Origin of the sequence: Georgenia satyanarayanai (assembly GCF_023715365.1) — a bacterium.
Lineage (GTDB): Bacteria > Actinomycetota > Actinomycetes > Actinomycetales > Actinomycetaceae > Oceanitalea > Oceanitalea satyanarayanai_B.
The window spans coordinates 17,868-37,189 of sequence record NZ_JAMBNZ010000014.1; the positions used below are offsets into that span (position 1 = coordinate 17,868).

The window sequence follows — 19,322 nt, forward strand, 5'->3', positions numbered from 1 at the left end:
CCATCCGCAGCGTCTACGGGGTGATGATGACCAACCCGCCCTTCGAGCAGGTCGTGGCCCGCCACGGCGCGACGGTGCTGCGCGTGTGCCGCGCCGTCGTCGGCCCCGACGACGCCGACGACGCCTGGTCGGAGACCTTCCTCGCCGCGCTGCGCGCCTACCCGGACCTGGGCGCGGGGGCGAACCTCGAGGCGTGGCTCGTGAGGATCGCCCACCGCAAGGCCGTCGACCAGCTCCGCGCCCGCGCCCGCCGGCCCGTGCCCGTGCCGGCGCTGCCCGAGCGGCCCGCGCCCGGCGCCGAGCCGGAGGACGCCGCGGAGGTGTGGGCCGCCGTCGCCGCGCTGCCCGAGAAGCAGCGCCTGGCCATGGCCTACCACCACCTCGCCGGCCTCCCCTACGCCGAGGTCGCCGCGATCGTCGGCGGCACCACGGACGCCGCCCGGCGCGCCGCCGCCGACGGCATGACCACCCTGCGCCGCCGTTACGGCGCCCCCAGCCGAGGAGACCGCCGATGAGCGCCCTGTTCCCACCCGCCGAGCCCGCCGACCTCGAGCGCCTGCACGCCCGCCTCGCCGACGACGCCGCCCGCGAGGGGGTCCTCGACGTCGCCTACCGCACCGTCGACTCCCCCGTGGGCCGGCTGCTGCTCGCCGCCACCCCGCGCGGCCTGGTCCGCGTCGCCTACGGCTTCGAGAACCACGAGCACGTCGTGGCCGACCTCGCGCAGCGGGTGGGCCCTCGCGTCCTGCACGCCCCCGCCCAGCTCGAGGAGGCCGCCCGGCAGCTGGAGGAGTACTTCGCCCGCACCCGGACCCGTTTCGAGCTCGACGTCGACCTCGCGCTCTCCCGCGGCTTCCGCCGCACCGTCCTCGAGTACCTCATGACGATCGACTACGGGCAGACCGAGAGCTACACCGAGGTCGCCGGCCACGTCGGCAACCCCCGGGCGGTGCGCGCCGTCGGCTCGGCCTGTGCGACGAACCCGCTGCCGATCGTCGTGCCGTGCCACCGGGTGCTGCGCAGCGACGGCGGCGTGGGCGGCTACCTCGGCGGGCTGGCCGCCAAGGAGCTGCTGCTCGAGCTCGAGCGCGCGGCCTGAGCCCGTCGTGGGAGGCTCAGGCGTGGCCACGACGATCAACTGGGCAGGCAACCACGTCTACGCCGGCACGCTGGTGCGGCCGGAGTCCCTGGCGGAGGTGTCCGACGCCGTCGCCGGCGCCGAGCACGTGCGCGTGCTCGGCACCCGGCACACCTTCAACGACCTCGCCGACTCCGCGGGCCTGCTCGTCAGCCTCGACCGGCTCGCCTACCGCCACCCGAGGCTGCTCACCGAGGGCGAGGCGAACGGCCCCGACCCGGAGCTCGATGAACTGACCGGCCGGGTGCGCGTCGCCGCGGCAACCCGGTACGCGGACCTCGCGCTCTTCCTCGAGGAGCGCGGCCGTACCCTCGTCAACTTCGCCTCCCTCCCGCACATCGGGGTGGCGGGCGCGGTGGCGACGGCGACGCACGGCTCGGGCGTCGGCAACACGGTGCTCGCGGCCGCCGTGACGCGGCTCGAGCTCGTCGCCGCCGACGGCTCGCTGCGTACCCTGGACCGGGACGTCGACGGCGACACCTTCGACGCGGCCACCGTCTCCCTCGGTGCGCTCGGGATCGTCCACGCGGTGACGCTCGAGACCGTCCCGGCCTTTGAGGTGGCCCAGACGGTCTACGGGCCGGTCGGCTTCGCGGCGCTCGCGGACGCCTTCGACGACGTGAGCGACCTCGGCTACTCGGTCAGCTGCTTCACCACCCTGCGGACGGAGGAGTTCGAGACCGTGTGGGTCAAGCGGACGACGGCGCAGGGCCCGGCACCCGCCGACGTGCTCGGTGCGCCCGCGCTCACCGCGGAGGCGCACCCGATCCCCGGCATCGACCCCGGCAACGCGACCGCACAGCAGGGCGTGCCCGGCCCGGCGAGCGACCGGCTGCCGCACTTCCGCGCCGACCAGCTGCCCAGCGCGGGCGCGGAGATCCAGTGCGAGTACCTCGTCCCGCGGCACAGCGCGCGGCTGGCGCTCCGGGCGCTGCCCGGGCTCGCGGAGCCGCTGGCCGGGCTGGTGCAGGTGTGCGAGGTGCGCTCGATCGCGGCGGACACCGCGTGGATGAGCCCGATGTACGCCCAGCCCTGCGTCGCGGTCCACTTCACGCTGGTGCGGGACGCCGAGCGGGTGGCGGCGGCGCTGCCGGTCATCGATGAGGCGCTCGGTGTGCTGGGCGGGCGCCCGCACTGGGGCAAGCAGTTCCGCGCCGACCCGGAGCGGGTGCGCAGTCTCTACCCCCGGCGGGAGGACTTCCTCGACGTCGTCCGCCTGCACGACCCGCAGCGCAAATTCAGCAACGCCTTCGTCCGCACGTGGGTCGGCTGAGGCGCCGCCTCACGCGTCTGGTTCGCACCTGCGGTACTTCCGAGAACGCCCGGACGTGCGTCGAGGCGACCAGGAGTGCGTCCCAGGCGGGTGGCGGGTGGAGGGGGCGGCGGGGCCGCTACTCGGTGCCCACCACGGCCCAGCCGTGCGGGGGCAGGACGACGGTGCGGCCGCCGTCGTCCATGGTGCCGGTGCCCGCGAGCACGGAGACGGGACCGTCCCCCGCGGCCGGGACGCCGGCGGGCAGGCCCCAGCGCACGCCGTCGTCGTCGGTGCTGAGGAGGACGACGAGCGCCTCCTCCCCGCCGCGGACGACGTAGACGAGGAGCGGGTCGGACACGTGGAGCACCTCGAGCGCGGCGCGGTGCAGCCACGGGTGGCGGCGGCGCAGGCCGATGAGCTCCTGGTGGCGCTCGAAGACGGGCCGGCCGAGCGGGCTCAGCTCCGCGGGCGAGGCGGGGAAGGCAGGCCGCACGGCGTCGTCGCCGCCCGCGCGGTCCTCCTTGACGCCGGTGAAGCCGTGCTCGTCCCCGGCGTAGACCGAGGGCGTGCCGGGGACGGTGAACAGGACCGCGAGGGCGTGGTCGAGGTGGCGCGGGTCGGTGAGGCGGCTGGCGATGCGGGTGACGTCGTGGTTGCCGACGAAGGTCTGCGGGACGAAGGCCCGGGCGAACTCGGCGTGGCGGCGCAGCGCGTGCTCCAGCTCCCAGGCGTTGCGGTCGTTGAGGGAGCTCCACACCGCCTTCCACAGCTCGTACTGGGTGACGGCGTCCATCCCGGAGTCCGCGACGATCCCCGCGTAGTCGCCGTGGATGACCTCCCCGATGACGTAGGCCTGAGGGTGGCGCTCCCGCACGCGGTCGAGGACGGGCTTCCAGAACGACGGCGGCACGGCGTAGGCGGCGTCCAGGCGCCACCCGTCGGCGCCGCGGTCCAGCCAGTACGTCATGACGCGCTCGACGTACTCGGCGACGGCCGGCTCGGCGTGGTTGAGCGCGACGAGGGCGGAGTGGCCCTCGAAGTCTTCATGGGCGGGGGTGCCGCCGCCGTCGGGGGCGTCCGGGTCGGGCCAGTGGAGGCGGAACCAGCGGGCGGCGGGCGAGGCCGGGCCCTCCGCGAGCGCCTGCTGGAACATCGCGAAGTCCTGGCCGACGTGGTTGAAGACGCCGTCCAGCACCACCCGAAGGCCGCGCGCGTGGGCCGCCGCGATGAGCGCGACAAGGTCGGCCTCGTCCCCCAGGCGCGGGTCGACGCGCAGGTGGTCGGTGGTGTCGTAGCCGTGGGTGAGGGAGTCGAAGACCGGGCCGAGCAGGATCCCCGAGGCCCCGAGCTCGACGGCGTGGTCGAGCCACGGCACGAGGCTTGGCAGTCGGTGGGCGACCTCCCCCGGGTGCTCGGCGCGGGTGGGCTCGGCGCCCAGGAAACCCAGGGGGTACAGGTGCCAGAGCACCGCGTGCTCCGCCCAGTCCGGTTCGGTCACCGCTCACCACTCTCTCTCGCGTGTCAGCCCCGATCCTGCCCACACTCGGGCTCGATGCGCACGGCGCCGGCCGGTGCGTGCGCTCACAGCCTCCCTCCTGGCGCGGGTAGCGGCTCGACGCAAGGGCGGGGGTAACAACTCAGCGCTCGGCGCGAGAAGGGCGGGGGCGGCCGTAGGACTCGAGGAGGCGCAGCCAGACCTCGCTCATCGTCGGGAACGCCGGCACCGCGTGCCACAGCCGCTCCAGCGGCACCTGGCCGGCGACGGCGATGCTCGCGGAGTGGAGAAGCTCGGCGACGTCCGGGCCCACGAAGGTCATGCCGACGATGACGCCCCGCTCCTCATCGACGACCATCCGCACCTGCCCCGCGTAGCCGTCGGCGTGGAGCGCGGCGCCGGCCACGGCGCCGAGGTCCTCGTCCACCACGCGCACGTCGATCCCCGCGTCCTTGGCCGCCGCGGCCGTCATCCCCACCGACGCCACCTGGGGATCGGTGAAGACCACCTGCGCGGGAGCGAGGTGGTCGGCGGTGGCGGCGTGCACGCCCCACGGAGCGTCGTCGACCGGCCGGCCCTGCGCCCGCGCCGCGATCGCGTCGCCGGCCGCGCGGGCCTGGTACTTGCCTTGGTGGGTGACGGGGCTGCGGTGGTTGGCGTCCCCGACGGCGTAGAGCCACTCGACCGGCTCCCCCTCGCCGTCGAGCACGCGGAGGGTCTCGTCCACCGGCAGCCAGCCCCCCTCGAGGCCGACGGACTCGAGGCCGAGATCGGGCTGGGGCTCGCGGCCGGTGGCGACGAGGATCTGCGCGACTCGCAGGGTGCTGCCGTCGTCGCACTCGACCACGCGCTCCTCCCCGTCCACCCGGACGGAGGTCGCCGAGACACCGGGACGCAGGTCGACACCGCGCTCCTCCAGCGCCGCGCCGACGTGCTCACCGGCGAAGGGCTCGTAGCCGGACAGCAGGGTGCTGCGCACGAGAACCGTCACGCGGGACCCGAGGTCGGCGAAGCCGCCGGCCAGCTCGGCTGCCACGACGCCGCCGCCGATGATGAGGAGGCTCTCGGGGACTTCCTGGGTCTCGAGGGCCTCGCGGTTCGTCCACGGCCGGACGTCGCGCAGGCCGGGGACGTCGGGGACCACCGGGCGGGATCCGGTGCACACCGCGACGGCGTGCCGTGCCACGAGGACGCGCTCCACGCCGTCGGGGCCGGTGACCGTCACCTGCCGTGTCCCGCTCACCCGTCCGTGGCCGCGGAGGAGATCGATCCCGGCGGACTCGAGCCACTCCACCTGGCCGGCGTCGTCCCAGCCGTTGGCAAAGGACGTCCGGCGCTCGAGCACTGCCGCCACGTCGAGCCCGCCCGAGACGCCCTGCCGTGCACCGTCGACGCGCAGCGCGGCACGGCGCGCCTCACCCGGGCGCAGCAGCGCCTTGGACGGCATGCACGCCCAGTACGAGCACTCCCCGCCCACCAGCCGGTCCTCGACGACGACGGCGCTGAGACCGCCCTGGACGGCACGGTCGGCGACGTTCTCCCCGACAGGTCCTGCCCCGATGACGATGACGTCGTAGCTCTCGGACATGTCGGTACCCCTCTCGGCAGCCCCCGTGGCGTCCTGCGACCCTATGCCCGGGCGGCCGCGCGCGTGAAGGGACGGCGGCGGCCCGGCACCGCCGGTCCCCTCGGTGCGGCCCTGTGGACGTCAGCGGTCGAGAAGTCCACACTGAGCCCAGCCCGCTCCGGCCGGACGTCCTCGCGGCGCCCTACGCTCGGGGCATGTCGCCCGCACCCGACCGAGGAGCCCCATGATCGAGCTGCGTGCGGTGACCAAGCGCTTCGGCGACGCCGAGGCGGTCTCCGCGCTCGATCTCGTCATCCCCGCCCGGCGCACCACCGTGCTCGTCGGCTCCTCCGGCTCGGGCAAGACGACGGTGCTGCGGATGATCAACCGGATGGTCGACCCCACCTCCGGGACGGTCGAGATCGACGGCACCGACGTCCGCGAGCGCAACCCCGTCGAGCTGCGCCGCGGCATCGGCTACGTCATGCAGAGCGCGGGGCTGCTCCCCCACCGCCGGGTACTCGACAACGTCATCACCGTGCTGCGGCTCAACAAGGCGCCCCGGGGTGAGGCCCGCGAGCGCGGGCTGGAGCTCATGGACACCGTGGGCCTGGACCGCTCCCTCGCCGAGCGCTACCCGCGCGAGCTCTCGGGCGGGCAGCAGCAGCGCGTCGGGGTGGCCCGGGCGCTGGCCACCGACCCCAACATCCTCCTCATGGACGAGCCCTTCGGGGCCGTCGACCCGATCGTGCGCACCGAGCTGCAGGACGAGCTGCTGCGCCTGCAGGGCGTGCTCGCCAAGACGGTCGTCTTCGTCACCCACGACGTCGACGAGGCCTTCCGGCTCGGGGACCGGGTCGTCATCCTCGAGCAGGGCGGCCGGATCGCGCAGCAGGGCACGCCCGCAGAGATTCTCGCCGCCCCCGCCTCGGACTTCGTCGCGAGCTTCATCGGCGCCGACCGCGGCCGGCGGCGGCTCACCGTCGTCGAGCAGGACGGGCGGCGGCTCGCCGTTGACGCCGACGGACGGCCCGCCGGCGTCTTGGACCACTGATGGGCTGGTTCGCCGCGAACCTCGGGCTCGTCGCCGAGCTCGTCGTCCAGCACGCCCGCCTCAGCGTCGTCCCCATCGTGCTCGGTCTCGTCCTCGCGCTGCCGCCCGGGGTGCTCGCGTGGCGCCGGCGCCGGCTCCGCGGTCCCCTCCTCGCCGCCGTCGGGCTGCTCTACACGATCCCCTCCCTCGCCCTGTTCGTCCTCGTCCCGCCAGTCGTGGGGATCAGCTTCCTCTCCGAGCTCAACGTCGTCATCGCGCTCACCGTGTACGCCGTCGCACTCATGGTGCGCTTCGTCACCGACGCCCTCGACGCCGTCGACCCGGCCGTCCGCTCTGCGGCCACCGCCATGGGCTACTCCCCCTGGGGCCGGTTCTGGGCGGTCGACCTGCCGCTGGCCGGGCCGGTGCTCCTCGCCGGGCTCCGGGTCGTCGCGGTGAGCACGGTGAGCCTGGTGACCGTCGGGGTGCTCGTCGGCACCCGCAGCCTCGGCTACCTCTTCATGGACGGCCTCCAGCGCGGGATCGTCGCCGAGATCGTCACCGGGATCCTCGCGACCGTCCTCGTCGCGCTCGTCTTCGACGTGCTCCTCGTCCTCCTCGGCCGCGTCCTGCTCCCGTGGAACCGCCGCCCGTCCCGGGCCGGGCGCCGCCTCCAGCTCACCGCGGGAGGCGCCGGATGAGTCTCTTCGCCGACGCGTGGGCCTGGCTCACTGCCCGCGAGCAGTGGACCGGCACGACCGTCCTCGACCGCGCCGGGGAGCACCTCCTCTACACGCTCCTCGCGCTCGCGGTCTCGGCCGCGATCGCGATCCCGCTCGGCTACCTCGTCGGCCACACCGGGCGCGGGCGGCAGCTCACCGTCGCGCTCGCCGGCGCCGGCCGTGCGCTGCCCTCCCTCGGCCTGCTCACGGTCCTCACCCTGCTCGTCGGGGTGGGGGACGCCGTCCTCGCCGCGACGGTCGTCTTCGTCGTCCTTGCCGTGCCCTCCGTGCTCGCCGGCACCTACGCCGGCGTGGAGAACGTCGACGGCGCGGTGACCGAGTCCGCGCGGGCGATGGGCATGACGCCGTGGCAGGTCCTCACCCGTGTCGAGGCACCGCTCGGGCTTCCGCTCCTCGTGGGCGGCCTGCGCAGCGCGGCCCTCCAGGTGGTCGCCACCGCGGTTCTCGCCGCCTACGTCGGGCTCGGGGGCCTGGGGATCTACGTCCAGCGCGGGATCTCGCTGCGCCGCTACGACGAGATGCTCGGGGGCGCGATCGCCATCGTCGCCCTCGCCGTCGTCGTCGACGCGGTCTTCGCGGTACTCGCGCGTCTCGCGGTGCGCGTCGCGGGCGGACAGGGCAGGCTCGGCACGTCGACGGAAGGACACCGATGAAGACCACCCGCCTCGCGCTGCTCGCCGCGGCCGCGCTCACCCTTGCCGGCTGCGGCTCGGGCGACCCCCTCGCAGAGCCCGGCCAGGACGGGACGACGACGGCGGACGGCGGGAGCGCCGTCGTCGTCGGTTCGCAGGCCTACTACTCCAACGAGATCGTCGCCGAGATCTACGCCCAGGTGCTCGAGGGCGCCGGCCTCGACGTCACGCGCCAGTTCCAGATCGGCCAGCGCGACGTCTACCTCCAGGCCCTCGAGGGCGGGGACGTCCACGTGCTGCCGGAGTACACCGGCAACCTGCTGCAGTTTTACGTGCCCGACACCGAGGCGCGCAGCTCCGAGGACGTCGCGGCGGCACTGCCCGACGCGCTGCCCGAGAGCCTCGCGGTCCTCGACTACGCCGAGGCGCAGGACGCCGACTCCTACAACGTGACCGCGGAGTTCTCCGCCGAGAACGGCATCACGAGCCTCGCGGACCTCGCGGGCTACGACGGCGAGATCACCGTCGGTGGGAACGCCGAGCTGGAGAGCCGGCCCTACGGGCCGGAGGGTCTGCAGGAGTTCTACGGCGTGCACGTCGAGTTCCTCGCGATCGGCGACAGCGGTGGCCCGCTCACCAAGGACGCCATCCGCGACGGCACGATCACGATGGGCGACATCTACACCGCCGACCCGGACCTCGCCTCGGGAGACTTCGTCACCCTCGAGGACCCGGAGAGCATGATCCTCGCGCAGAACGTCGTCCCGCTCGTCGCGGCCGACCGCGCCGAGGAGCTCGCTCCGCTGCTCGACCCGGTGAGCGCCGCCCTCACTACCGAGGAGCTCATCGGGCTCAACGCGCGCAGCGTGGGCGAGCAGCTCGACTCCGCCACGATCGCCACCGACTGGCTCACCGAGCAGGGTCTGCTGGGAGGGACATCGTGAGCGCCGCCACCGAGCTGCTCCTCGACGCGTACTCACGGGTCAAGGAGGCCGTCCACCGGGCCGGTGAACGCCTGGACAAGGATGCCCTCGCCGCGCGGCTGGACCCTGACGCGAACTCCATCGGGTGGCTGCTGTGGCACCTCACCCGGGTCCAGGACGACCACGTCGCCGACGTCGCCGGCCGGGAGGAGCTGTGGACGGCCGAGGGCTGGGACACGCGCTTCGACCTGCCCGTGAGTGGCATCGGTTACGGGCACAGCTCCGAGGAGGTGGGCGCTGTGCGCGGCTTCGACGCCGAGCTGGCCCTCGCGTACTACGACGCGGTCCAAGAGCAGACGCTCGCGTTCCTCCGCGGGCTGCGGGACGAGGACCTCGACCGCGTGGTCGACGAGGCCTGGGACCCGCCTGTCACCCTGGGGGTGCGGCTGGTGAGCGTGGTCGACGACTGCCTCGAGCACGCGGGACAGGCCGCCTTCGTGCGCGGGGTGCTCGAGCGCACCCGCTCCTAGACTCGGGGCCATGCGTTCACCGATCACCGAGGACGACGTCGACGAGCTCGAGCTGTCCACTCCCGACCACCGGCGCGTGGCCGACCAGCTCCTCGAGTGGGGCGACCACCCTCATCCCCGGGACGAGCTCTCCCCCCGCGAGCTGCTCACCGCCGCCGGGGAGCAGCTCGAGCTCGCCGGCGAGCCGGAGGCCGCCGAGGCCGCCTACCGCCGGGCGGTCGTGGCGGAGGGCGTCAGCGAGCTGGACCCCCGCTCCCACCTCATGGCCCTGCTCCTCGAGCGGGGCGACACCGAGGAGGCGCTCGTGCTGGACACCCAGCTGCGCCGGAGCCGGCCGGCGGATCCCACGACCTACGAGTACATGGCCGACGTGTGGGCCGAGCACGGCGACGACCGCCGAGCCCTGGCGTGGGTGACGCGCGGGATCCTCGTCCACGAGGAGGGCCCGGGCTTCTCGGGCGCCGACGTCGCGATGCTCTGCCTCATGCGCTGGCGCATCCGCGAGCGCGGCGGCCAGGAGCCGGACGAGTACGACCTCGTGGGCATCGGGATGGACGAGCGGCTCGACCGGAGCCAGGAGGAGCACCTGGGCGGCGCCAGCTGACCCGCCACCCGGTGGCTCGAGATGCGCCGCGGCACCGACAGGGTTGACTGGCGCTCGTGAGAAGAACGATGGCGGGCGGAGCGCTGCTCCTGCTCGCCCTGACCGCATGCTCCACGACCATCCCGACCGACCCGGACGACACCCTGGACCGGGTGACCGGCGGGATCCTGCGCGTGGGGGTGTCCCCGAGCCCGCCGTGGACCGACCTGCCGGACGGCACCGGGGCTGAGCCCACCGGCACCGAGGTCGAACTCGTCGCGGAGTTCGCCCGCACGATCGACGCTGAGGTCCAGTGGGCCGCAGGCGGTGAGGAGGAGCTCATCGGCCAGCTCGAGCGGGGGAAGCTCGACCTCGTCATCGGCGGCCTCACCGCGAAGTCCCCGTGGGCGGACAAGGCGGCGCTCACCTACCGCTACACCGAGACCACCGGCCCCGACGGTGCAAAGGAGCTGCACGTCATGGCCGCACCGATGGGCGAGAACGCCTTCCTCGTCGAGCTCGAGGGCTTCCTGCTGGAGGCGGACCTGTGAGCGGCCGGGCGAGCTTCGGACGCACCGAGCTGCCGGAGGAGCAGGAGGCGCACCTTCGTCGCGCGGTGCGCCTGGCGTGGCTGACCGTCGCCTTCCTCCTCACCGCGGTCACCGCGGTCTACTTCGCCATGGGCAGCTCGCAGGCGATGAAGGCGGCGTGGGCGGAGGACCTGCTGTCCTTCATCCCACCGATCGCCTTCCTTCTCGCGGTCCACCGTACGCGCAAGCCCCCCACGCCTGAGCACCCCTACGGGTACCACCGAGCGGTCGGCATCGGGCACCTCGTCGCGGCGACGTCGCTGCTCGCCATGGGTGCCTTCCTCGTCTTCGACTCCGCCTCGGGCCTGGTCAAGGCCGAGCACCCGCCGGTCGGCCTCATCGAGATCGGCGGCCACGTGGTGTGGTCCGGCTGGCTCATGATCGCGGTGCTCGCCTACACCGCCGTCCCGCCCGTCCTGCTGGGCCGGGCGAAGATGCCACTCGCCAAGAGCCTGCACGACCGTGTGCTGTACGCCGACGCCGACATGAACAAGGCCGACTGGATGACGGCGGTCGGCGCGATCCTCGGGATCATCGGCATCGGCCTCGGGCTGTGGTGGGCCGACGCCGTCGCCGCTCTCTTCATCTCCGGCAGCATCCTGTACGACGGCGTGACCAACATGCGCGCGGCGATCAGCGCCCTCATGGACGCGCGGGCCGAGACCTACGACGGCCATGACCCGCACCCGCTCGTGGGGCAGATCGACGAGCGTCTCAGTGAGATCCCCTGGGTGGCGACGGCGCGCTCGCGGGTGCGGGACCAGGGTCACGTCTTCCACGTCGAGTCCTTCGTCGTCCCCGTCGAGGGCCACACCCCCACGCTGACCGAGCTCGCCCGGGCCCGGCAGGACATCGTGGCGCTCGACTGGAAGATCGACGACCTCGTCCTCATCCCCGTCGAGGAGCTGCCCGAGCGGATGCTCCCCTCAGTCGCCGCGGAGAGGTCAACCAGGAGCCACGACGCCGGCGAGTAGAGCGGCGTCGTCGCAGGTGAGCCCACACGTGCACGGCGGCGCCGTGTCGTTGTGCGCGTTCACATGACGGTAGGCTTCCACACGCCGCGCACCGCCGCGTGGTCACCTGCCGGCCACGGCTGGCACGAGTCGAGGAGGATTCCGTTGAGTACACATGGCACAGGGCGGACGACCGAGGAGCTCGGACACGAGCACGAGGAGTACATGCTCGAGCCAGTGCCCGGAACTGCTCGGCGGGGCACCTTCGGGCTGTCGATGGTGTGGGTAGGTTTCGGCTTCGTCGTCACGGGCCTCATCGTCGGTGGCCAGCTGGCCGGCCAGGGTGACGCGCCGGGCATGCCCTTCGGGCTGGCGATGTCCACCGTGGTCACCGGTGAGCTCATTCTCTTCGCCCTCACAGCTCTTCTTGGAATCCCGGCGATGCGCACCGGCTTCAACCTCGCCCTGCTTTCCCGGTTCTCCTACGGGAGCAAGGGGTTCGCACTGCCGATGGTCGTCATGGCCCTGCTCACGCTGGGCTGGTTCGCCTCCATTCTCGGCATGATCGCTGACGTCTGGGGCGTCTTGCTGGGTAACCCGACGGGCATCACTGTCATCGCCCCAGGCGCGTTCGGCCGTCCCGAGGTTGCGGCGGTCACACTGGAGGTGGTGCTCAGCTGCATCGCCTTCGGCGCGCTGTTCACCTGGACCGCCTACCGCGGGATCTCAGCGATCGAGAAGGTCGCCATCCCCGTCGCTCCGTTCGTGCTCGTCGTCTCGCTGCTCGTCGGGATCGGCATGCTCAACGAGGGCGGCGGCTGGGGGCGCATGATCGAGACGGCCTCCTCCCAGTCCGGACTCGGCTTCGGGTCCGGAGTGACGATCGTCGTCGGTGCTTGGATCGCCGGCGCGATCATGGGCGCTGACCTCATGCGCTACGCCAAGAACGTCGGGGCGGTCTTCATCGGTGCCGGCGCCTGCTTCATCCTTACCAACCCCCTGCTCAACATCGTCGGTTACATCGGCGCGGTCACGACCGGCGATTCGAACTTCGTCAACTGGATGTACGACCGCGGCATCCTGCTCGCCATCGTCGGCGTCCTGGTGTGGACCACCTCGCTGTGGACCACCAACAACTCCGAGCTGTACTCCAACTCGCTGTACACCGGCCCGGCACTCAACGCCTTCGGAGTGCGGGTGCGCCGCACGAAGATCGTGCTCGTCGTTGGCGTCCTGGGCACAGTCCTGGGCGCTCTGGCCTTCTACCAGCTCTTCTTCGTCGACTTCATCACCGTGCTCGGCGCTGCCTTCGTGCCGCTCGTCGGTCCGATCCTTGCCGATTACTACCTGCTGCGCCGTAACGAGTTCACCGCCGAGGCCTACGGCCGCCAGCCGGCACTGCGCTGGCCCGGCGTCATCTCCTTCGCCGTCGGAGCCACTCTGGGCCTGCTGTTCCAGTACGTGTGGCCGCTGCCCTACGGCTTCTCCTCCGGGATCGCGGCCCTGGCCATCACGGTCGTCCTTCACGTCGTCCTGCACTACGCCATGCGTGGCCGGACGTCCGGGCCGCTCGAGGACGTGGGCGGACACGCCGTAGCCACCCAGGCTCGCTGACCGCCCGACAACGAGAGAGGAACTTTTCCATGGCGAAGGACATCAAGGTCTGTATCGGCGTCCACGTCGACGCGGTCGCGGGCTGGCTCGGCTCCTACGGGGGCCAGGACTCCCCCAACGACATCCAGCGGGGGATGTTCGCGGGCGAGGTGGGTGTGCCCCGGCTGCGCCGGATGCTTCAACAGCGGGAGCTGCCCGCCACCTGGTTCGTCCCCGGGCACTCGGTCGAGACGTTCCCGAAGGAGATCGGTGACCTCGTGTCAGCCGGGTTCGAGCTCGGATGCCACGGTTACAGCCACGAGAACCCGGTCGCGATGAGTGCGCAGCAGGAGGCGGATGTGCTCGGTCGTTCGGTCGAGCTGGTGAAGGACCTCACCGGCAGCGGGCCACGCGGCTACGTCGCCCCCTGGTGGGAGATGAGTGAGCAGACAGCGCAGCTGCTGCTGAACCACGGCTTCTCCTACGACAACTCCCAGAGCTACGACGACTTCACCCCCTTCTACGCGCGGGTCGGCGACAGCTGGACCCATGTCGACTACACCAAGCCGGCCGCCGAGTGGATGAAGCCGCTCGTCCGTGGGCACGAGGTAGACCTCGTGGAGATCGCGGCGAACTGGTACGTCGACGACCTGCCTCCGATGATGTTCATCAAAGGCAACGCCAACTCCCACGGGTTCGTCGCCCCGCAGGTGATCGAGCAGCTGTGGAAGGACCAGTTCGACTGGATCTACCGCGAGATGGACTATGCCGTCTTCCCCTTCACCATCCACCCTGACGTGTCCGGCCGGCCTCAGGTGCTGCTCATGCTGGAGCGGATCTTCGACTACATCGGCGGCCACGACGGCGTCGAGTGGCTGACCTTCGACGAGGTCGCCACGGACTTCCGCCGTCGGATGCCCTTCGGCTCCTGAACGCCGGTACCCGGGCCCGTGGCGGGTCCGGGACCGCGCGTTCGGCCTCCCAGTCAGTCACTGGCGATGGCTGAGGACACCTAGGCGCGGTCGTCGTCTCCAGGTCTGTGCTCGCCGTCCGTGCCGGTGGCTCCCTCCGGGAGCTCGTCCTCGACCTCGCGCAGGGCGCTGTCGGTGTACCACTGCGTGAAGGCGGGGTTGTCGCTCTCGAAGCTGGCGCCGGCGCCCTCGGTCTCGGCGACGTGGGAGGTGCCGAAGACGAAGTCGTCACCGTGCTCGTCGATGCCGCGGCGTACACCCAGCCGGATCGCCTCCAGGGCGTAGCGGCGCCGGATCATCAGCGGGTCGTGGCGCAGGTCCAGCGCCCAGGACACCATGATCCCGATGAGGATGAGCGTGAACGGCAGTGCACAGGTCACCATGATCGACTGCAGTCCCGACAGCGCGTTGCGTCCGCCGGCGAGCAGCAGGAACAGCGAGATGAGGCCGAGGGCGACGCCCCACACGATGGTGACCGACGTGGACGGGACCGGCCGCCCCGACTGGGACATCGAGCCCATGACGTTGCTCGCCGAGTCCGCCGCGGTGACGAAGAAGACGATGATCGCCACGAGGCAGACCACCCACATCACCGGGCTCAGCGGCAGGTTGCCGAGGAGGTCGAACATGACGTTCTCGCCGGCGCCCTCCACGGTCATGTCGCGCCCGTTGAGGCTCATCCATATCGCGTTGCCACCGAAGATCGTGAACCAGGCGATGGAGATCATCGAGGGGACGAAGACGACGACGGTGACGAACTGGCGCAGCGAGCGCCCCTTGGAGATCTTCGCGATGAACATCCCGACGAACGGCGACCAGGAGATCCACCACGCCCAGTACAGGGTGGTCCACGCGGTGAGGTACTCCTGCTGCTCCTGCCCCTGACTGGCGAAGACGGTGAGCATCTCGGGCAGGTTGTCCACAAAGGCGATGAGGGAGGCGGGGAACAGGTCGAGGAGGAAGAAGGTCGGCCCGGCGAGGAGCGCGAAGACGGCGAGCGTCACGACCAGCGCCATGTTCGTGTTCGACAGCAGCCGGATGCCCTTCTTGATCCCCGCCACCGCGGAGAAGGTGAAGACCACGGTGAGGACGCTGACGACGACGACGACGTAGCTGTTGCCGAGCTCGTGACCGGTGACGATGGAGGTGCCGGTGCGGATCTGCAGGGCGCCGATGCCGAGGGACGTCGCGGTGCCGAAGAGCGTGACGAGAACCGCGAAGATGTCGATGACCTTGCCCAGGACGCGGTTGTTGCCGTCGGGGAAGACCGGCTCGAAGAGCGAGGAGATGAGCGGCAGTCGACCGCGCCGGTAGGAGACGTAGGCCAGCGCCCCGCCGACCAGCGCGTAGATGCACCAGGCGAAGGTGGCCTGGTGGAGGAAGGCGTCGGTCATGGCGGGCAGCACGGCGTCCTGCGTGCCGGCCTCCGCGTCCGTGGAGGGCGGTGGCGACAGGAAGTGGCTCAGCGGTTCGAGCGGGCCGTAGAAGATGAGGCCGATGCCCAGACCAGCAGCGAAGAGCATGGAGATCCACGACGTCGTCGAGTACTCGGGGTTACTGTCGTCCGCGCCAAGGCGAATCCGCCCGGTAGGTCCGAAACCGACGATGAGCATGAACACGACCGTGGCGACGACCGTCGCGTTGAACAGCCACCCGAAGCGCGCGACGACCCAGCTCTGCATGCTCGTGCCGACGTCGTTGAGGTGATCGGGCGCGACGATCGCCCACGTGAGCACGGCGAGCGTGACGACGAGGGCGACGACGAAGACGCTGCGCCGCGTGGGGAACCGGGCGCCGGTGTCCTCGACGCTGATGCCGGGCACGAGGCCCGGGTGGATGCCGAAGGCCGGCTCCGAGGCAGCATTGCGGATCGCGCGGCGCACCCGCTCACCGGGGCCCTCGCGGTCGGGCTCGTGCTGGTCGCGGCCTGGCGTGGCACGTCCGGCTGGTGAGCTGGTCCCGTCGTCAGTCATGTTCCCGGAGGCTAGACCGGTCCGCGCCACAGCGCCCGCGCAGGTGACGTGGGCCTCAGTCCGACCCGGCAGCGCGTGCGGTGACGGCCCGCTGATGGTCACGATGTGCGTCACGGTCGAAGATCGCCAGGACCTCGCACGGGCGGTGCTCTGCTCCGATCGCGTGCGGGAGCATCGTGGGGAACTCCGCGGCCTGGTCCGGCTCCAGCCGGTAGCGCCGGTCGCCGAGGAGGAGGACGGCGGTCCCGGAGAGCACGACGAGCCACTCCTGGCCGGCGTGGGCGCGCATGCGGGCCAGGTCGGGCGGGGTGGTGAGCCGTTGGCGCACGACGCTGAGCCCAGGCTGGGCGCGCACCGGCCACCGCCGCCAGCCGTGGGCGTCGACGACGGGGCTGACGACGACATCCTCGACGTCGCTCGCGACGAGCTGGTCGAGGGTCGTGTCGAGGGCACGGGCCAGCGCGACGAGCTGGTCCAGCGCGAGACGCCGCTGGCCGTTCTCGATGCGGGACAGCGTCGACGCGCTGAGGGTGGCGCGCCGGGCGAGCTCGTCGAGGGACCAGCCGTGGGCGAGGCGCAGTGCGCGGACGCGCTTGCGCACGAGGCCTTCCAGAGCAGCGATGTCTTGCGTCATACGCATGATGCTATGCCTGTTGCGCAAGGCGTGGCTAGCGTGGCATCTACCAAGCCCTCCCTGGGCCCGACACCGAGGAGAACCCCATGTCTGTCGAGACACTGCCCAGCCGCACCGTCGACGCCGTCGTCATCGGCGGTGGTGCCGCCGGGCTGAACGGCGCGCTCATGCTCGCCCGCTCCCGCCGGTCCGTCGTCGTCATCGACGGCGGGACGCCGCGCAACGCTCCCGCCGATGCTGTCCACGGACTGCTCGGCCTCGACGGGACGCCACCCGCCGAGCTCTACCGCCGCGGCCGTGAGGAGGTCCGCGGGTACGGGGGCACCGTCGTCACCGGGACGGTTGCGGCGGCCGCCCCCGCGGACCCGTCGTCCGAGGGCGACCCGCGCTTCGCCGTCATGCTCACCGACGGCCGTGAGCTCACCGCACGCCGCCTGCTCGTGGCGACCGGGGCACTGGACGTGCTCCCCGACGTCCCGGGCCTGGCGGACCACTGGGGACGCGGCGTCGTGCACTGCCCGTACTGCCACGGCTGGGAGGTGCGCGACGAGCCGATCGGGGTCCTCGCCGTCGGCCCCGCATCGGTGCACCAGGCGCTGCTCTTCCGCCAGCTCACCGACGACCTCGTCTACCTCACCCGCGGCACCGAGCTCGATGACGAGGCCCGGGCGCGGCTCGCGGTGTTGGACGTGCGGGTCGTCGAGGAGCCGGTCACCGAGGTCGTCGCCGACACCGGCGGCGCAATCGCGGGCGTCCTGCTCGCCGGCGGCAGCATGGTGGAGCGGCGCGTCCTCGCGGTGGGGACGTCGCTGCTGCCTCGCCTGGACGGGCTGGAGGCACTCGGCCTGCCCGTGGAGGAGCTGCCCGGCGGGATGGGCCGGCGGGTGGTGTCCGGCATGGCGGGCACGACCGAGGTGCCGGGCGTGTGGGTGGCCGGCAACGTCACCGAGCCGATGGCGCAGGTCGGAGCCTCGGCCGCGGCGGGCGCGATGGCCGGGGCGCACATCAACGCTCACCTCGCGGCGGCGGACGCCGATGCGGCCGTCGCGGCACGCGCGGTCGTGGCCTGAGGGACACCCGCGCGGCCACGACCCGTCCGGGTCACTGAGTTTACGGAGCGGTGAGGGCACGTGGAGAAGACGCAAAAGGCCGCTGAGCTGCACTCTCGTGCGGTTCAGCGGCCTTTGACTGGTGGAGCTAGGGGGATTCGAACCCCCGACCTTCTCATTGCGAACGAGACGCGCTACCAACTGCGCCATAGCCCCATGCTCGGTCGAGCGCTGCCAACTTTAGCACCGCCGTCGGGAGGGAGAGAACCCAGCCTCGCGTTGACGTGGGTCACAGGATCGGCGGGCCGGGTGGGGCCCCTCGCAGTACGTTGAGGGGCGCCCCTGACCGTCGACGACGAGGACACCATGACCTACCACGTGGACTCCGAGGTCGGACGCCTGCACGAGGTGATCCTCCACCGGCCCGGGATCGAGATGCGCCGACTCACGCCGCAGAACCGCGAGGAGCTGCTCTTCGACGACATCCTCTGGGTGGAGCGGGCCCAGGAGGAGCACGACGCGTTCGCCCAGGCGCTGCGCGACCAGGGCGTGTCGGTCCGCTACTTCACCGACCTGCTCCGCGAGACCCTCGCCGTCCCGGCGGCCCGGTCCCTCATCGTCGAGCAGACCTTCGGGCCCCCACTCCTCGGCACCGCCGGCGTCGCGCCCGTCCTCGACATGGTCAACACCCTCGACGACGGTGAGCTCACCGCCCTCCTCGTCGGCGGCCTCACCAAGCGCGAGCTCCTCGAGCGGATCGAGGAGCCGCGGTCGGTCGCGCTGCACGTCCTCGGCGAGGACGAGTTCGTCGTCCCCCCGCTGCCCAACCACCTTTACGCGCGCGACGCGTCCGCGTGGGTGTACGACGGCGTGGGCGTGAGCAACATGCGCAAGCGCTCGCGGCTGCGCGAGTCCCTGCACTACCAGGCGATCTACCGCTTCCATCCGGACTTCGCCGGCGTGGGCTTCCACCTGTGGAGCGGGGCCGGTGGGCGCAGCGCCATCAACGTGGAGGGCGGGGACGTCCTCGTCCTGGGCCGCGGGGCGGTGCTCGTCGGGATGAGCGAGCGGACCACGCCGCAGGGGGTGGAGCGGGTCGCCCAACGGCTCTTCGAGACGGGGTCGGCGACCCAGGTGGTGGCGCTGGCCCTGCCGCACGAGCGGGCCTTCATGCACCTGGACACCGTGATGACGATGGTCGACGACCACACCTTCACCGAGTACGCCGGGCTCGGTGCCCTGCCCTCCTACCGGATCACCCCCGGGGACGCCGACGGCGAGCTCGTCATCACCGACCACCCGCCCGAGGACATGCACGCCTCGATCGCCCAGGCCCTGGGCGTGGACTCCCTGCGCATCCTCACCCCCGCGCAGGACTCCCTCAGCGCCGAGCGCGAGCAGTGGGACGACGCGTGCAACGTGCTGGCCCTGGCGCCGGGCGTCGTCGTCGCCTACGAGCGCAACACGACGACCAACGCCTACCTGCGCTCCCACGGAGTGGAGGTCATCGAGGTGCCCGGCTCGGAGCTGGGCCGCGGCCGCGGCGGTCCTCGGTGCATGAGCTGCCCGACGATCCGCGACGGCATCTGACCTCGTCCCCGGCCACCGGCCACCTCTGGGACGCACCTCCGGTACTCCCGGGGGTTACCGGAGGCGCTCC

General features: G+C 72.1%; 19 protein-coding genes and 1 tRNA gene. 15 read left to right on the forward strand and 5 right to left on the reverse strand.

What is annotated here, in order from left to right; translation table 11 throughout:
• The first annotated feature begins 23 nt into the window (after positions 1 to 23).
• The 3 genes from M3148_RS14615 to M3148_RS14625 are packed head-to-tail and all read left to right on the forward strand — an operon-like array spanning position 24 to position 2,411.
• Positions 24 to 515, forward strand: a complete 492-nt coding sequence (locus M3148_RS14615; protein WP_440136957.1) for an RNA polymerase sigma factor — start codon at positions 24 to 26, stop codon at positions 513 to 515.
• Positions 512 to 1,099, forward strand: coding sequence for a methylated-DNA--[protein]-cysteine S-methyltransferase (locus tag M3148_RS14620; protein ID WP_251305447.1), 588 nt, complete (start codon positions 512 to 514; stop codon positions 1,097 to 1,099). Before M3148_RS14615 ends, M3148_RS14620 begins: the two co-directional genes overlap by 4 nt.
• Before the next feature lie 22 nt (positions 1,100 to 1,121).
• Positions 1,122 to 2,411 carry a D-arabinono-1,4-lactone oxidase gene (locus M3148_RS14625; protein WP_251305448.1) on the forward strand — a complete coding sequence of 430 codons (1,290 nt, stop codon included), beginning with the start codon at positions 1,122 to 1,124 and terminating at the stop codon, positions 2,409 to 2,411.
• Positions 2,412 to 2,529: 118 nt separating this feature from the next.
• Here M3148_RS14625 and M3148_RS14630 read toward each other — a convergent pair whose 3' ends face one another.
• Together M3148_RS14630 and M3148_RS14635 are read right to left on the reverse strand one after the other, a co-directional pair.
• Positions 2,530 to 3,891, reverse strand: coding sequence for an alpha-amylase family protein (locus tag M3148_RS14630; RefSeq protein WP_251305449.1), 1,362 nt, complete (start codon positions 3,889 to 3,891; stop codon positions 2,530 to 2,532).
• Positions 3,892 to 4,030: 139 nt separating this feature from the next.
• The gene (locus M3148_RS14635; protein ID WP_251305450.1) at positions 4,031 to 5,476 is read right to left on the reverse strand and encodes a dihydrolipoyl dehydrogenase family protein; all 1,446 of its coding nucleotides are present in this window, start codon (positions 5,474 to 5,476) and stop codon (positions 4,031 to 4,033) included.
• 223 nt (positions 5,477 to 5,699) lie between these two features.
• Between M3148_RS14635 and M3148_RS14640 the strand changes: the two genes are divergently transcribed.
• From M3148_RS14640 to M3148_RS14685, 10 genes are all read left to right on the forward strand, one after another.
• Positions 5,700 to 6,509, forward strand: coding sequence for an ABC transporter ATP-binding protein (locus M3148_RS14640; protein WP_251305451.1), 810 nt, complete (start codon positions 5,700 to 5,702; stop codon positions 6,507 to 6,509).
• The gene (locus tag M3148_RS14645; protein ID WP_251305452.1) at positions 6,509 to 7,189 is read left to right on the forward strand and encodes an ABC transporter permease; all 681 of its coding nucleotides are present in this window, start codon (positions 6,509 to 6,511) and stop codon (positions 7,187 to 7,189) included. Before M3148_RS14640 ends, M3148_RS14645 begins: the two co-directional genes overlap by 1 nt.
• Entirely contained in the window at positions 7,186 to 7,884 is a 699-nt protein-coding gene (locus tag M3148_RS14650; protein WP_251305453.1) for an ABC transporter permease, read from the forward strand. The genes M3148_RS14645 and M3148_RS14650 overlap by 4 nt, the downstream gene beginning before the upstream one ends.
• Complete coding sequence (locus tag M3148_RS14655; RefSeq protein WP_251305454.1) at positions 7,881 to 8,807, forward strand: ABC transporter substrate-binding protein; 927 nt, start codon at positions 7,881 to 7,883, stop codon at positions 8,805 to 8,807. Before M3148_RS14650 ends, M3148_RS14655 begins: the two co-directional genes overlap by 4 nt.
• Positions 8,804 to 9,316, forward strand: a complete 513-nt coding sequence (locus M3148_RS14660; protein WP_251305455.1) for a mycothiol transferase — start codon at positions 8,804 to 8,806, stop codon at positions 9,314 to 9,316. The genes M3148_RS14655 and M3148_RS14660 overlap by 4 nt, the downstream gene beginning before the upstream one ends.
• Before the next feature lie 10 nt (positions 9,317 to 9,326).
• On the forward strand, positions 9,327 to 9,920 hold the full coding sequence (locus M3148_RS14665; protein ID WP_251305456.1) for a hypothetical protein: 594 nt from the start codon (positions 9,327 to 9,329) through the stop codon (positions 9,918 to 9,920).
• 56 nt (positions 9,921 to 9,976) lie between these two features.
• Positions 9,977 to 10,450, forward strand: a complete 474-nt coding sequence (locus tag M3148_RS14670; protein WP_251305457.1) for a transporter substrate-binding domain-containing protein — start codon at positions 9,977 to 9,979, stop codon at positions 10,448 to 10,450.
• Positions 10,447 to 11,463 (forward strand): cation diffusion facilitator family transporter, encoded by a 1,017-nt coding sequence (locus M3148_RS14675; protein WP_251305458.1) that lies wholly within the window; start codon positions 10,447 to 10,449, stop codon positions 11,461 to 11,463. The genes M3148_RS14670 and M3148_RS14675 overlap by 4 nt, the downstream gene beginning before the upstream one ends.
• 204 nt (positions 11,464 to 11,667) lie before the next feature.
• Positions 11,668 to 13,056 (forward strand): purine-cytosine permease family protein, encoded by a 1,389-nt coding sequence (locus M3148_RS14680; protein ID WP_251305459.1) that lies wholly within the window; start codon positions 11,668 to 11,670, stop codon positions 13,054 to 13,056.
• A 29-nt stretch (positions 13,057 to 13,085) separates the two neighbouring features.
• A complete protein-coding gene (locus M3148_RS14685) occupies positions 13,086 to 13,967 on the forward strand; it encodes a polysaccharide deacetylase family protein (protein WP_251305460.1) in 882 nt (293 codons plus the stop codon).
• An 80-nt stretch (positions 13,968 to 14,047) separates the two neighbouring features.
• Here M3148_RS14685 and M3148_RS14690 read toward each other — a convergent pair whose 3' ends face one another.
• Both M3148_RS14690 and M3148_RS14695 read right to left on the reverse strand, forming a co-directional pair.
• Positions 14,048 to 15,979: a BCCT family transporter gene (locus M3148_RS14690; RefSeq protein ID WP_251305461.1), complete on the reverse strand. Its 1,932-nt coding sequence runs from the start codon at positions 15,977 to 15,979 to the stop codon at positions 14,048 to 14,050.
• Between the two features lie 55 nt (positions 15,980 to 16,034).
• Entirely contained in the window at positions 16,035 to 16,613 is a 579-nt protein-coding gene (locus M3148_RS14695) for a helix-turn-helix domain-containing protein (RefSeq protein WP_251305462.1), read from the reverse strand.
• A gap of 86 nt (positions 16,614 to 16,699) precedes the next feature.
• Here M3148_RS14695 and M3148_RS14700 point away from each other — a divergent pair, with 86 nt between their 5' ends.
• On the forward strand, positions 16,700 to 17,683 hold the full coding sequence (locus tag M3148_RS14700) for an NAD(P)/FAD-dependent oxidoreductase (protein WP_251305463.1): 984 nt from the start codon (positions 16,700 to 16,702) through the stop codon (positions 17,681 to 17,683).
• 119 nt (positions 17,684 to 17,802) lie between these two features.
• Here M3148_RS14700 and M3148_RS14705 read toward each other — a convergent pair.
• Positions 17,803 to 17,878: transfer RNA gene (locus M3148_RS14705), tRNA-Ala, on the reverse strand.
• Between the two features lie 150 nt (positions 17,879 to 18,028).
• Here M3148_RS14705 and M3148_RS14710 point away from each other — a divergent pair.
• Positions 18,029 to 19,252 carry an arginine deiminase gene (locus M3148_RS14710; protein WP_251305464.1) on the forward strand — a complete coding sequence of 408 codons (1,224 nt, stop codon included), beginning with the start codon at positions 18,029 to 18,031 and terminating at the stop codon, positions 19,250 to 19,252.
• Positions 19,253 to 19,322: the final 70 nt, after the last annotated feature.

Coding starts and splice junctions, on each gene's coding strand:
- M3148_RS14615 (WP_440136957.1), top strand. CDS start 24: ATGATGACCAACCCGCCCTTCGAGCAGGTCGTGGCCCGCCACGGCGCG.
- M3148_RS14690 (WP_251305461.1), bottom strand. CDS start 15,979: ATGACTGACGACGGGACCAGCTCACCAGCCGGACGTGCCACGCCAGGC.
- M3148_RS14695 (WP_251305462.1), bottom strand. CDS start 16,613: ATGACGCAAGACATCGCTGCTCTGGAAGGCCTCGTGCGCAAGCGCGTC.
- M3148_RS14620 (WP_251305447.1), top strand. CDS start 512: ATGAGCGCCCTGTTCCCACCCGCCGAGCCCGCCGACCTCGAGCGCCTG.
- M3148_RS14685 (WP_251305460.1), top strand. CDS start 13,086: ATGGCGAAGGACATCAAGGTCTGTATCGGCGTCCACGTCGACGCGGTC.
- M3148_RS14635 (WP_251305450.1), bottom strand. CDS start 5,476: ATGTCCGAGAGCTACGACGTCATCGTCATCGGGGCAGGACCTGTCGGG.
- M3148_RS14700 (WP_251305463.1), top strand. CDS start 16,700: ATGTCTGTCGAGACACTGCCCAGCCGCACCGTCGACGCCGTCGTCATC.
- M3148_RS14665 (WP_251305456.1), top strand. CDS start 9,327: ATGCGTTCACCGATCACCGAGGACGACGTCGACGAGCTCGAGCTGTCC.
- M3148_RS14680 (WP_251305459.1), top strand. CDS start 11,668: ATGCTCGAGCCAGTGCCCGGAACTGCTCGGCGGGGCACCTTCGGGCTG.
- M3148_RS14655 (WP_251305454.1), top strand. CDS start 7,881: ATGAAGACCACCCGCCTCGCGCTGCTCGCCGCGGCCGCGCTCACCCTT.
- M3148_RS14650 (WP_251305453.1), top strand. CDS start 7,186: ATGAGTCTCTTCGCCGACGCGTGGGCCTGGCTCACTGCCCGCGAGCAG.
- M3148_RS14710 (WP_251305464.1), top strand. CDS start 18,029: ATGACCTACCACGTGGACTCCGAGGTCGGACGCCTGCACGAGGTGATC.
- M3148_RS14645 (WP_251305452.1), top strand. CDS start 6,509: ATGGGCTGGTTCGCCGCGAACCTCGGGCTCGTCGCCGAGCTCGTCGTC.
- M3148_RS14640 (WP_251305451.1), top strand. CDS start 5,700: ATGATCGAGCTGCGTGCGGTGACCAAGCGCTTCGGCGACGCCGAGGCG.